General features: G+C 72.4%; 8 protein-coding genes. 4 read left to right on the top strand and 4 right to left on the bottom strand.

Annotated elements, in window-relative coordinates:
* Nucleotides 1–14: 14 nt before the first annotated feature.
* The 3 genes from ACGF4C_RS04760 (at nt 15) to ACGF4C_RS04750 (ending at nt 3,650) form a co-directional block, all read left to right on the top strand.
* Entirely contained in the window at nt 15–1,838 is a 1,824-nt protein-coding gene (locus ACGF4C_RS04760) for a PucR family transcriptional regulator (RefSeq protein ID WP_393563262.1), read from the top strand.
* Between the two features lie 175 nt (nt 1,839–2,013).
* Nucleotides 2,014–2,994: a metallophosphoesterase family protein gene (locus tag ACGF4C_RS04755; RefSeq protein WP_393563261.1), complete on the top strand. Its 981-nt coding sequence runs from the start codon at nt 2,014–2,016 to the stop codon at nt 2,992–2,994.
* Nucleotides 2,991–3,650, top strand: a complete 660-nt coding sequence (locus ACGF4C_RS04750) for a 4'-phosphopantetheinyl transferase (RefSeq protein ID WP_393563259.1) — start codon at nt 2,991–2,993, stop codon at nt 3,648–3,650. Before ACGF4C_RS04755 ends, ACGF4C_RS04750 begins: the two co-directional genes overlap by 4 nt.
* Nucleotides 3,651–3,806: 156 nt before the next feature.
* Here ACGF4C_RS04750 and ACGF4C_RS04745 read toward each other — a convergent pair whose 3' ends face one another.
* The 4 genes from ACGF4C_RS04745 to ACGF4C_RS04730 all read right to left on the bottom strand — a co-directional run bounded on the left by ACGF4C_RS04745 (nt 3,807) and on the right by ACGF4C_RS04730 (nt 9,193).
* Nucleotides 3,807–4,970 carry a metalloprotease gene (locus tag ACGF4C_RS04745; protein ID WP_393563258.1) on the bottom strand — a complete coding sequence of 388 codons (1,164 nt, stop codon included), beginning with the start codon at nt 4,968–4,970 and terminating at the stop codon, nt 3,807–3,809.
* Between the two features lie 125 nt (nt 4,971–5,095).
* Nucleotides 5,096–7,051: an acetate--CoA ligase gene (acs, locus tag ACGF4C_RS04740; protein WP_393563256.1), complete on the bottom strand. Its 1,956-nt coding sequence runs from the start codon at nt 7,049–7,051 to the stop codon at nt 5,096–5,098.
* A 76-nt stretch (nt 7,052–7,127) separates the two neighbouring features.
* Complete coding sequence (locus ACGF4C_RS04735; protein WP_393563255.1) at nt 7,128–8,759, bottom strand: cation acetate symporter; 1,632 nt, start codon at nt 8,757–8,759, stop codon at nt 7,128–7,130.
* Nucleotides 8,756–9,193 (bottom strand): DUF485 domain-containing protein, encoded by a 438-nt coding sequence (locus ACGF4C_RS04730; protein ID WP_393563253.1) that lies wholly within the window; start codon nt 9,191–9,193, stop codon nt 8,756–8,758. The genes ACGF4C_RS04735 and ACGF4C_RS04730 overlap by 4 nt, the downstream gene beginning before the upstream one ends.
* Nucleotides 9,194–9,773: 580 nt before the next feature.
* Here ACGF4C_RS04730 and ACGF4C_RS04725 point away from each other — a divergent pair.
* Nucleotides 9,774–12,614, top strand: a complete 2,841-nt coding sequence (locus ACGF4C_RS04725; protein WP_393563252.1) for an AAA family ATPase — start codon at nt 9,774–9,776, stop codon at nt 12,612–12,614.
* Nucleotides 12,615–12,726: the final 112 nt, after the last annotated feature.

Raw genomic sequence — 12,726 nt, 5'->3', positions numbered from 1 at the left:
ACGTGGTGGACACTATGTCTGTGCCGCTGCATCTCTCGGACCTGCTGGCCCGGCCCGACCTCCGTCTCTCGGTCACCTACGACGTGCCGCCGCACCTGCTGGCCCGCACGGTCGAGGCCGCGACCGTCTCGGACCTGCTGTCGCCCGGCAAATGGCTCCAGGGCGGCGAACTGCTGATGACCATCGGCCTCCTGCTGCCCATGGAGCCGGCCGCCTGCCGCGCGTACGTCCGGGATGTCGCCGAGGGCGGGGCGGCCTGCCTGGCGCTCGGGCTGGGGGAGGGACTGCCGTACCAGGAGGCGCCGGAACCGCTGGTGACCGCGGCCGAGGAGGCCGGGCTGCCGCTGCTCACGGTGCCGGACGAGGTGCCGTTCATCGCGGTCACCAAGGCGGTCTTCGACGCCCGGGCCACCGAGCAGCGCGCGGCGCTGCACCGGGCGTTCGCCACCCAGCGGCGGCTGACCGCGGCGGCGGCCGGCGACGGGCTGCGGCCGATGCTGGCGGAGTGGACGGCCGCCACGGGTGTCGGCGCGGCGGTGCTCGATCCGCTCGGGCGGCTGCTGGCGGCGGGCGAGCGGGAGCCGCGCACCCCGCTGGCCGAGGCCCGCGATCTGCTCGACCGGGTCGCCGCGCGCGGGCTGCGCGGCAGTGCGTCCAGTACGGCCGGCGGGCAGCAGCTGGAGGTGCAGCCACTGGGCGCGCGGCGGCTGCGCGGCCTGCTGCTGCTCACCGGCCGTCCGGACGACGCCGCCCGGTCGGTGGTCCCCGGTCTGGTCTCGCTGCTCTCACTGGAGCTGGAACGCCGCCACCTGCGCGACGAGCCGGAGCGCCGCCGCCGGTCGGCGCTGCTGTCGGAGCTCCTTGCCGAGGAGCATCCGGCACCCGGCCGGGCCCGGGACATGCTGCACTCGGTGGGGCTGACGACCGAGCGGGTGCGCGGCGTGGTGGTGGAGGCGGTGAGCGGGGACGCCCCACGCACGCGGGCAGGGGACGCAGCCCCCACGCGGGCAGGGCACGACGCGCGCACACGGACACGGGACGACGCGCGCACGCGGGCAACGGGAGCCGGTTCCGGTCCGGCGGCCCCCGAACCCGCCGGCCGGTCCACCGCCGAGTCCGCCGAATCCGCCGCGCAGGAAATGGCCGCCGACCTCGCCCTGGCGATGCCCGGTGGACTGGTCCGGGTCGTGGGTGGTACCCCGGGCGGCACCACCAACGGCACCGCGGGCGGCACCACCGACGGCATTCCGGCCGGTGCACCGGACCGCACACCAGGCGGGCTGTCCGGCCCGGTGGTCGAGGCGGTGGTCGGCGAAGACCTGGACATCCGGGACGTACTGGCCCGCTTCGCGCCGGGCCGACCGGCCGGCATCGGACCGGTCACCGCACCGGAGGCGGTACGGGTGTCGCTGCGGCAGGCGGCCGGTCTACTGGCCGTCAGCCGGGCGTCGGGCGAGCCTGCCGAGGCCCGCCAGAGCCAGGCCAGCCGACTGCTGCTCGACCTCGGCGACCGCCGCACGCTGCAGGGCTACGCCGACACCGTGCTCGGCCCGCTCGACCTCGCCGACCACGGCGAGGAGCTGCTCGCCACCCTGGCGGCCTGGCTGGAGACCGGCGGCGCCTGGGACGCCACCAGCCGCCGGCTCGGCGTGCACCGGCACACCGTCCGCAACCGCCTCGACAAGGCCATGGATCTGACGGGCCGCCGCCTGGACGACCCGGACGACCGCTTCGACCTGTGGCTGGCCACCCGCATCCGCCGCGGCGGCACACCGTCCCCGGGGTCTGCCGGCCGAACTACGGCGGCCACCCCTCCACCGGCACAGCCGGAGCGGTGACGCGAGAGGGGAGGGGCGGTGCCTCCCCCGGCACAGCCGGACCAGTGACGCACCGCCCGTCCCCCGAGCACACCCGGACCGGTGGCGCCCCGCCCCCTGCACCCGGACCGGTGACACACCGCCCGTCCCCCGGCCCGCCCTTCACTCTCCCCGGCGCACCGTCTTTACTGCGAGGGTGACCTACGAGATCCGCACCCTCAGTCCCGGCGCTCCCGGCGCTCCCGGGGCCGACGGCCCCGCCGCGCCGCCCCCGGCCCCCGCTCCGTCCCCGCACCCCGCACCGGCCCACGGGCCCGGCACCCTGGTCGCGGTCAGCGACCTGCATGTCCGCTATGCCGAGAACCGCGAGATCGTCGAGGGGTTAAGACCGGAGTCCGCCGACGACTGGCTGCTGGTCGCCGGCGACGTGGGCGAGTACGTCGCCGACATCCGCTGGGCGCTCGGCCTGCTCAGCGAACGCTTCGCCAAGGTGGTGTGGGTGCCGGGCAACCACGAGCTGTGGACCCCCGCCGACGATCCGGTGCAGCTGCGCGGAGTGGCGCGGTACGAGCATCTGGTGGAGATCTGCCGGGAGTTGGGCGTCCTGACGCCCGAGGACCCGTACCCGGTCTGGGAGGGGGCCGGCGGCCCGGTCATCCTCGCCCCGTTGTTCCTGCTCTACGACTACACCTTCCGGCGACCGGGCGTGACCTCCAAGGAGGAGGCGCTCGCCCAGGCCGAGCGGGCCGGGGTGGTGTGCACGGACGAGTTCCATCTGCACCCGGACCCGTATCCCACCCGCGAGGACTGGTGCCGGGCCCGGGTGGCGGCCACCGAGGCACGGCTCGCGGCCCTGCCGGAGGACCTGCCGACCATCCTGATCAACCACTGGCCGGTGGTCCGGGAGCCCACCGACCCGCTGTGGTACCCGGACTTCGCGCTGTGGTGCGGCACAGAAGCCACCGCCGACTGGCCGCGCCGGTTCCGTGCCGCCACCGTGGTCTACGGCCATCTGCACATCCCCCGCCTACTGATCTGCGACGGCGTACCGCATCAGGAGGTCTCGCTCGGCTATCCCCGGGAGTGGCGGCGCCGCTCCGGCACACCGGGCCGTCCGGTGCAGATCCTGCCGGCCGCCGCCACCGTGGGCTCCGGCACCACGGGGGTCCGGGCGTGATCGACAAGCTGCTCCCGGCGCCGATCGTGACCGCCGAGTCCTTCGAGGACGCCCCGCTGTCCGAGATGTTCCCCGAGGAATGGGCACTGGTGGCAGGCGCCGTGCCCAAGCGCCAGCGGGAGTTCGGCACGGTACGAGGCTGTGCCCGCGCCGCGCTGTCCCGGCTGGGCATCGCCCCGGCACCACTGCTCCCCGGCCGCGACCGGGCGCCTGAGTGGCCGGAAGGCATCGTCGGCGCGATGACGCACTGCGCCGGTTACCGGGCAGCGGCGGTGGCCCGCCAACGGGACATCCGGACCGTCGGCCTGGACGCCGAACCCAACCTTCCGGTCTCCGACCCGGGCGTCATGGACCTCGTCACCCTCCCCGAGGAACGCGCCCAGCTGCACCATCTGGCCGATCTCGAACCCGAGATCTCCTGGGACCGCCTGATCTTCAGCGCGAAGGAGAGCGTCTACAAGGCGTGGTACCCCCTCGCCCACCGCTGGCTCGGCTTCGAGGACGCCCTGCTCACCCTCGACCCCACCGACGCCACCTTCACCGCCCGCCTCCTCGTCCCCGGCCCCCTCGTCAACGGCACCGAAGTCACCGAGTTCACCGGCCGCTGGCTGGTCGAGGAGGGCCTGGTGGTGACAGCCATCACCATGCCGGCCTGATCCGGAACCTTCCCGACGGAAAACGCGCGGTGCCCGCAAAGGCCGAGGCTTTCGCGGGCACCACCCGCTCCTGCCTGCCGTGCCGGTAGGCCGACCACCTGCCGGCATCCCCAGCGCGACCGACGACCTGCTCGGCCGGTCGAAGAGGAAGAATTTCTAGTAGTTGATGGTGTGGTTCCGCAGAATCTGCCGTGCCTTGCTGTCAGTGACGAGGTGTGCGGTAGGCCGCAAAGCGAAGTACTCGCGGAACGTGGAGACCTTGTGGGTGCTCAGCAGCGCGATGGTGCGGTTCCAGGTGCCGCCGTCCACGGTGCGCCACAGGTCGAGCAGTGAGCCGCCCACGTTGCCCTGGACCGTGTCGCCGTCGTCGTACGTGGAGCCGTGCGCGAAGTCGATGGCCATGCCGTTCGACCCGACGTAGCGGTAGTCGCCCAGGACGTAGGCGGCGGCCGAGTCGGCGAAGGCCTCCGTCCATGCGCAGGTTTCGGAACTCGCCTGGTCGACCCAGTGCGTGCGGCAGCGGGTGGTCTGCGGGAACCAGCCGCCGAACAGCCGGTGTTGGAGGAAGTGCGCACTCTCGTGCAGCACCGTGTGTTCGGAGTCGGGCACATCACCGTCCAGGTGGACGGTGTTGTGCTGGGGGTCGTAGAGGGCGTCGGAAGGGGCCGATGAGTCCCACCGCATGGCCAGTTCGGTGCAGGTGGTGTTGTCGGTCTCCCCGGGGCTCCAGCAGTTGCTCTTGGGGTTGCCCCGCTTCCACCACAGCTCGTTCGCGGTGTCGAAGGCATGCCAGGCGCGCATGTCACCGGACGGCGGCTTCCTGGCTCCCAACGAGCGGCTGCCGGACACGGCCTTCTGTACCGGCGAGTTCCAGGTGAAGGTGGCTCCGCTGCCGTTGGTGACCTTCCAGAGCTTGCTGCTCTCCGCCGAGACCCGGACCCACATCCGTTCCATCGACCGCGGGGTTTCGGGGGTGTAGCACGCCTGGAAGCCCCCGTTGGAGACATCCGTGAACAGGGCCTGGGTGTTGAGTTTCCGCGGGCTGCCCAACGCCCCTTCCCGGCCCCACAGTTCGACGTTGGCATTGCGTACCGGTTTGGTCTTCCACGGTTTGCCGGGCCCGCTCTCGGCCGACCGGTAGTCGAAGTGGAGGGAGCCGTTCAGGCAGATCTTCTTGGCGGCCGCCCCGGGCGCACCGGCCGCACCGGCCCCGCCGGAGAGCAGGGTGATGGAGACGGCGGCGGCGACGATCAGTGCGATGACTCCGGAGCCTGCTATGACGAGCTTTTTCCGTAGAAAGCGGTCTGTTGCTTGAGGCATGGTGGGACTCTCTGGTCGTTCCGACGCGGCGACGGTCGCGCCGCGGCACGACGCGAGGCCCCGCCCAGGGCGCACACCGCCCGCGGGGCCTCGCTACCGTTCGTTGACGGCCGGGTCGTCGGTCGTCAGTCCTCGTCCGGGGCGGTGGGGAGGGCGGACTGGATGAGATCCATGACCGAGGCATCGGTGAGGGTGCTGACGTCGCCCAGGGCGCGGTTCTCGGCGACGTCACGCAGCAGCCGGCGCATGATCTTGCCCGAGCGCGTGGTGGGCAGGGCGGTCACGGTGAGGACGCGCTTGGGTTTGGCGATCGGGCCGAGTTCCCCGGCGACGTGTGCGCGGAGTTCCTCCGCGAGGGCCTCGGACTCCGTGGCGGTGCCGCGCAGGATGACGAAGGCGCAGATGGCCTGGCCGGTGGTCGGGTCGTTCGCGCCGACCACGGCGGCCTCGGCGACCGCGGGGTGGGAGACGAGGGCGGACTCGACCTCGGTGGTGGAGATGTTGTGGCCGGAGACCAGCATGACGTCGTCGACCCGGCCGAGCAGCCAGATGTCGCCGTCCTGGTCCTTCTTGGCGCCGTCGCCGGCGAAGTACCTGCCCTTGAAGCGGGACCAGTACGTGTCGAGGTAGCGCTGGTCGTCGCCCCAGATGGTGCGCAGCATGGACGGCCACGGCTCGGTCAGGACGAGGTAGCCGCCGGCGCCGTTGAGGACCTCGTGCCCCTCGTCGTCGACCACGGTCGCGGCGATACCGGGCAGCGGCACCTGCGCCGAGCCGGGCTTGGTCGCGGTGACGCCCGGCAGCGGGCTGAGCATCATGGCGCCGGTCTCGGTCTGCCACCAGGTGTCGACGATCGGGCATCGGCCGCCGCCGATGTGCTCCCGGTACCAGACCCATGCCTCGGGGTTGATCGGCTCGCCGACCGACCCCAGGATGCGCAGCGACGACAGGTCGTACTGGGCCGGTATGTGGTCGCCCCACTTCATGAAGGTGCGGATGGCGGTGGGGGCGGTGTAGAGGATCGTCACGCCGTACTTCTCGACGATTTCCCAGAAGCGGCCCTGGTGCGGGGTGTCCGGGGTGCCCTCGTACAGGACTTGGGTGGCGCCGTTGGAGAGCGGGCCATACGTGATGTAGGAGTGGCCGGTCACCCAGCCGACGTCGGCGGTGCACCAGTAGACGTCGGTCTCCGGCTTGAGGTCGAAGACGGCGTGGTGGGTGTACGACACCTGGGTGAGGTAGCCGCCGGTGGTGTGCAGGATGCCCTTGGGCTTACCCGTCGTCCCGGAGGTGTAGAGGATGAACAGCGGGTGCTCGGCGGGGAACGCCTCGGGGGTGTGCGTCTCGCTCTGGCGGTCCACGACGTCGTGCCACCACAGGTCCCGGTCCCCGTACCAGGCGGTCGGCTCGCCCGTGCGGCGCACCACCAGGACGTGCTCGACGGTGGGGCACTTCTTCACCGCACGGTCGATGGCCGGCTTGAGGGCGGACGCCTTGCCGCGGCGGTAGCCACCGTCGGCGGTGATGACCAGCTGGGCGTCCGCGTCCTGGATGCGGGCGGCGACCGCTTCGGCGGAGAAGCCGCCGAAGATGACCGAGTGCGGTGCGCCCAGGCGCGCGCAGGCCAGCATGGCGATGACCGCTTCGGGGATCATCGGCAGGTAGATCGCGACCCGGACGCCCGCGGCCACGCCGAGTTCCGCCAGCGCGTTGGCGGCCTTGGCGACCTCGCGCTGCAGCTCGGCGTACGTGATCGCGCGGCTGTCGCCCGGCTCGCCCTCGAAGTGGATCGCGACCCGGTCGCCCAGGCCGTTCTCCACATGCCGGTCGACGCAGTTGTAGGCGACGTTGAGGTGGCCGTCGGCGAACCAGGAGGCGAAGGGCGGGTCGGACCAGTCCAGCGTCTCGGTCGGCGGCACCGCCCAGTCGAGCCGGCGGGCCTGCTCCGCCCAGAAGCCGAGCCGGTCGGCGGCGGCCTTCTCGTAGGTGTCGGCGGTGACGTTGGCGACCGCCGCCAGTTGGGCCGGTGGGGGGAACCGCCGTTCCTCGTGGAGGACGTTCGCCAGGCTTGCGTTGTTCACGACGTGCTGTTCCTTGGAGTCGTTCGTCGGGTGAGGGACCAAGTGGTGTGCTGCGACGGCGTCGCGGGGCCGGGGGTCAGTGCGCGCCGGCGCCGGTGAGGGAACGGACTTCCAGCTCCGCGTACTTGTCCGGGTCCCTCTCGCGGGAGGCGAGGGTGCCCAGCCAGCCGGCCAGGAAGCCGATCGGGATGGAGACCAGGCCGGGGTTCTCCAGCGGGAACCAGTGGAAGTCCGCACCGGGCACCAGCGATGCCGGGGTGCCGGAGACGACCGGGGAGAAGATCACCAGCACCACCGCGGCCACCAGGCCGCCGTAGATGCTGCACTGCGCGCCGGTGGTGTTGAACCGCTTCCAGAACAGGCTGTACAGGATCGTCGGCAGGTTGGCCGATGCCGCGATGGCGAAGGCCAGGGCCACCAGCGCCGCGGTGTTGAGCTTGTCGGCGAACATGCTCAGTACGACGGCCACCAGGCCGATCCCGACCGCGGCGAACCGCGCCGTCCGGATCTCCTCGCGCTCACTCGTCCTCCCCTTGCGCAGGGCGTGCGCGAACAGGTCGTGGGCGAAGGAGGTGGACGAGGTGAGGGTGAGACCGGCCACCACCGCCAGGATCGTGGCGAAGGCGACCGCCGAGGTCACCGCCAGCAAGGTGGCGCCCATGGTGGTTCCGGGGCCGCCGCCGAGCACTTCGGCCAGCATCGGCGCGGCCGTGGTGCCCGCCGGGTTGGCGGCCTCGATCGTCGAGTGCCCCACCAGCGCCGCCGCGCCGAAGCCCAGTACGAGCGTCATCAGGTAGAAGCCGCCGATGAGGCCGATCGCCCAGTTCACCGAGGTCCGGGCGGTCTTGGCGGTCGGCACGGTGTAGAAGCGGACGAGGATGTGCGGCAGGCCCGCGGTGCCCAGGACCAGCGCGACCCCGAGGCTGATGAAGTCGAGCTTGGTGGTGGGGCCGGCGCCGTACTTCAGGCCGGGCGAGAGGAAGGCATGGCCCTTGCCGCTGGCCTCGGCCGCCGAGCCGAGGAGCGAGGAGACGTTCCAGCCGAACTTGCTCAGCACCAGAACGGTCAGCACCAGCGTGCCGACCATCAGCATGCCGGCCTTGACGATCTGCACCCAGGTGGTGCCCTTCATGCCACCCACGACGACGTAAAGGATCATCAGCACGCCGACGCCCAGGATGATCCACCTCTTGGGCGCGTCGCCGGAGACACCGAGCAGCAGGGCCACCAGGGAACCCGCGCCGACCATCTGGGCGAGGAGGTAGACCACGGAGATCACGATGGTCGAGATGCCCGCGGCGGTACGCACCGGACGCTGACGCAGACGGAACGCGAGGACGTCCGCCATGGTGAACCGGCCCGTGTTGCGCAGGGGTTCGGCCACCAGGACCAGCGCCAGGATCCAGGCGACGAGGAAGCCGACGGAGTACAGGAACCCGTCGTATCCGAAGAGCGCGATGAGGCCGGTGACGCCCAGGAACGAGGCGGCCGACATGTAGTCGCCGGAGATGGCCAGACCGTTCTGGAATCCGGAGAACGAGCGGCCGCCGGTGTAGAAGTCCGTGGTGCCCTTGGTCTGCCGGCTCGCCCACAGGGTGACGCCCAGCGTGGCCGCCACCACGGCCAGGAACAGGCCGATCGTCAGCCAGCGGCCGCCGTCCGCACCCGGGGCAGCGGCCAGGGTCGTCTGCTGAAGTGGAGTGATCATGCCGCGGTCCCCTCCGCCTCGACGTGGCTGTGCGCACGGATCCGGGCCTGCTCGATGCCTTCCTTGATCTGTTCCGCGAGCGGGTCCCGCCGGCGGTTCGCATGCCGGGTGTAGAGCCACGCGGCGAGGAAGGTCGCGGCGAACTGGGCGAGTCCGAGGAAGAGCGCGACGTTCAGATTGCCGACGACCTTGCCGGCCATGAGACCGGGCGCGTAGCTGGACAGCAGGACGTACAGCAGATACAGGCTGAGCACCGCGGTGGTCGCCACTACGGCGAACGCCCGCTGCGCGCGCCGGAGCCGGCCGAACGACTGGCTCTGCTGTGCGTTCCGGAACACCGTGGCGGTGAGGTCGTCCGTGGCGGGCGGGGTTCCCGTGCTGCTGCCGGGCGCTTCGGCCGCGGAGCTGCCGGGAGGGGAGGCGTGCGTGGTCATGGGCCTTTCCAGTGGTGGGGCTCGGCGTGGCCCGGCAGCCGGACCGGCCACGGGGCGGGGGCGCTCACCGGTTCACGGGGCCGGTGAACGGGCTTCCCCGCCGGTGGGTGAGCGGCAGGGGGACTCGGGTCGGCGCGGAGTGCGGGACGGCATGAGCCGGCTTGTGACAACCGCGCGGTGGGGCACGGCACCCGGTCGCATGACCCTTGTTCAGCCAAAGTGTGGGGCTGGACCGGCCACGATGGATGACGGGCCGTACCGAAGGATTAAGCGGACGCTGTTCTGGGCAAGGCACCGAAAGATCTCGCGGCCGCGCTCCGTTGGTGAGCCGTCCCGGCCCGCTTACCGGAAAATTATCGATTCCTTACACGCCGACGCCACCCTTCTGGGCAGAGCTGCCGGCCCCGGCTGATGCGGGCCTCCCCCCTGCGCCTTCATGTCGCCGGTGCGGCCGGCAGCTCTGCAGCCAGGTAAGACAGCGGGTCCCGGTCAGACGGGGGCCGCCCTCCAGACAGTCGTGGTGTGAGATGCCGACCAACCCCGCCAGGCCCGCTTCCGATGCGGAACGGGGCGCGGTCCGGTGCTGATCGGGCGAGAACGTGAGCTGAGCGCCCTCACCCGACTGCTCGGGGCCCCCTGGACCGGCGGTGACTCCGCCCTCATCAGCGGGAGTTGGGGCAGCGGGAAGACCACACTGCTGCGGGCCGCCCTGGCGGACCTCCGCCAGGACCCCGGAACCTGCGTCGTCTCGGCGGTCGCGGACCCCCTGGAGCGCGATCTGCCCTTCGGCGTGGTCCGCCGGCTCTTCGAGCAGCTGGGCGCGGACAGCGACCCGTCGGAGCCGCCGTTTTGCGACGGGACGCTGGACGCCGCCCGGGTGCTCGCCCCCTGGGAGCAGCGGCCGGACGGCCCGGCGACCACGGTGACCGGGCAGGACGTGGAGGCCCTCGGCGGCCTGTACCGGCTGATCGTCCGACTGGCGGGTGAGCGGAGGCTGTTGATCGCGGTCGACGATCTGCAGTGGGCCGATCCGCACTCCCTCCGCTGGCTGCGGTACCTGCTGCGCAGGGCCGACAATCTGCCGCTGGTCGTGCTCGCCGCGCTCGGCCCGGGGGACGCGCATCCGCACACTGCTGCGGTGGCCACCGTCGAGCCGCTGTTCCCGCACCGGCTGCCGCTCGACGGCCTCCCCGACGACGCCGTCGAGGCCGTGGTGACCCAGGTGCTGGGTGAGGCCCCGGAGCAGCCGTTCACCGTCGCCTGCCGGGAGGCCACCGGCGGCAATCCCCTGCTGCTGCACGCCGTGTTGCGCGGGCTCCGGACATCCGGGCAGCGCCCCCGGGCGGAACTGTCGGACCGGATCACCGGCCATGTCCCGGCCGACCTGGGCTCGGCCGTGCTCATGCGGATGCAGGAGGTCGATCCGCACGCCGTGACCACGGCCCAGGCCGTCGCGGTGCTCGGCGGTGCGCCGGGCGTCGACCTGATCACGGAGGTCACCGGCCTGCCGGAGCCGGCCGTCGCGGACGCGGCGCACCGGCTGGTGGGCACGGGCTGGATGACCGGGACGGAGCACGGCCTGTCCTTCGTCTGCGACGTCCTGCCGGCGGCGGTGGCCGCGGTGGTGCTGCCGAGCCGGCGGGGGGACCTCCACCTCCGGGCGGCCCGGCACCTGCTGGCCCACGAGGCTCCGCTGCTGCGGGTGGCCGGCCATCTGCTGCTTGGCCCCCTGGGTGAGCCGTGGGTGCCGGAGCTGCTCGGCCGGGCGGCGACGCTGGCCGCGGAGCAGGGCGACGAGGCGCACGCCGCCGCTCTTCTGCGCCGCGCGCTGCGCGAGGAGCTCACGGCGGAACTGCGGGCCACCCTGCTGGTGAGGCTGGGAGAACTGGAACTCACCTCCAGCCTCCCGGTCGCCGTCCGCAATCTGGAGCGCAGCCTGGAACTGTCCACGGACCCTGCGCAACAGACCGCCATCGCCCGCAAGTTGGCCGGCGCGCTGCTGGCTCTCGACCGGCACCCCGACGCGCTGGAGACGTTGCGAGGCACCAGCGAGGCGGTCCGGGGGGCGGACCCGGCCCAGGCCATGCGACTGGAGATCGACTTCATCCACACCAGCCTGAGTGAGGCCACTTCGGCCCCGGCCGTGGTGCCGCGGCTGATGGAGCTGGATGTCTCGGACGCGGCCGGCGGCCCGGTGCAGCGGCCGCTGGCTGCCCTGTTGAGCCTGCGGGCGGCCATGACGGGAACGTCCACGCGGGAAGTGGTGGCCCTGGCCCGGCTGGCGCTGAGCCACGGCATGGCCCCGGAGGACGACGAGTCCATCGTCTACACCGGCGCGGTGACCTCCCTGGGGGCCGCCGGCGAGACGGAGTTGGCGCTGTCGTACGCCGACGCGGCCGTGCGGGCGGCTCACCCCGGGATCTCGGCCTTCCACTACGCCCACGCCCTCACCACCCGGGCGAACATCTACTGCCGGCTCGGCCGGCTGGCGGACTGCCAGGCCGATGCGGAGGCCGCGCTGGGAGCACTCGACCGCATCGGCGTCGGCCCGTGCAACGGCCTCAGCACCTTCGCGATCACGACGCTGGCGGAGACGCTGCTCCGGCAGGGCAAACTCGCCGCCGCCGAGGACCTGCTGGTACGCGGCGAGTTGGCCGGCCGGCTGAACGGCAATTGGATCAACGACTACGTACTGATGGTGCGGGGCTGGCTGCGCTGCGCCCAGGGGCGGTTGGCGGAAGGGCTGGCCGACTTCCTGCTGTGCGGTGAGCGGACCTGCGCCCGCGGGATGCCCAACCCCGGCTTCTTTCCCTGGCGTTCGGAAGCCGCCCTGGTGCACGCCGCGCTGCGGCAGGGCAAGGCGGCCAGGGCGCTGGCGGAGGAGGAGGTGCGGCTGGCCCGCATCTGGGGCGTGCCCGAGGTGACCGGTGTGGCCCTGCGCGCCCTGGGGGTGGTGGTCGGCGGGCGGACGGGACTGGATCTGCTCGGCGAAGCCGTCCGGCTCCTGGACGGCACGCCCGCGCGGGTGCGGTACGCCCAGGCGCTGGCCGACTGCGGTGTCCTGGCCCGCAAGGTCGGCCGGCTGTCCGAGGCCCGTGCGCACCTGCGGCGGGCCGTGAGCGTGGCCCATGAGTGCGCGGCGACCTCGCTGGCCGATCAGGCGCTCGCGGAACTGCGGGCCGCCGGTGACCGGCCGCGCACCCGGACGTTCCACGGCGTGGGCGCACTGACCCCCACCGAGCGGCGGGTGGCGGACCTCGCCGGCCGGGGCCTGACCAACCGCGAGATCGCCCAGCGCCTCTTCGTCGGTCTGCGCACCGTGGAGGTGCACCTGACCAACGTCTACGGGAAGCTCGCCATCGACGGCCGCGCGGGGCTGACCCGCGCACTGGCGAATTCCGGTGCCGACGACCGGACATGACGTCGAGTCAGCTGCGCTTCACAGCTTCACCGCCCCCGCGATTCCTTCGGCACCGACCACGACGTCAACCGCGCGCCCCCTACATACCTCCGTCCACTTCCCGCTGTGCACC

This window comes from Streptomyces sp. NPDC048197 (assembly GCF_043202395.1).
GTDB lineage: Bacteria > Actinomycetota > Actinomycetes > Streptomycetales > Streptomycetaceae > Streptomyces > Streptomyces siderophoricus.
This window is presented reverse-complemented; position numbering and strand designations above follow the sequence as displayed.

Bases quoted from the DNA above. Each gene is read 5' to 3' on its own strand.
- ACGF4C_RS04745 (WP_393563258.1), bottom strand. From the start codon at position 4,970: ATGCCTCAAGCAACAGACCGCTTTCTACGGAAAAAGCTCGTCATAGCA.
- ACGF4C_RS04730 (WP_393563253.1), bottom strand. From the start codon at position 9,193: ATGACCACGCACGCCTCCCCTCCCGGCAGCTCCGCGGCCGAAGCGCCC.
- ACGF4C_RS04735 (WP_393563255.1), bottom strand. From the start codon at position 8,759: ATGATCACTCCACTTCAGCAGACGACCCTGGCCGCTGCCCCGGGTGCG.
- ACGF4C_RS04760 (WP_393563262.1), top strand. From the start codon at position 15: ATGTCTGTGCCGCTGCATCTCTCGGACCTGCTGGCCCGGCCCGACCTC.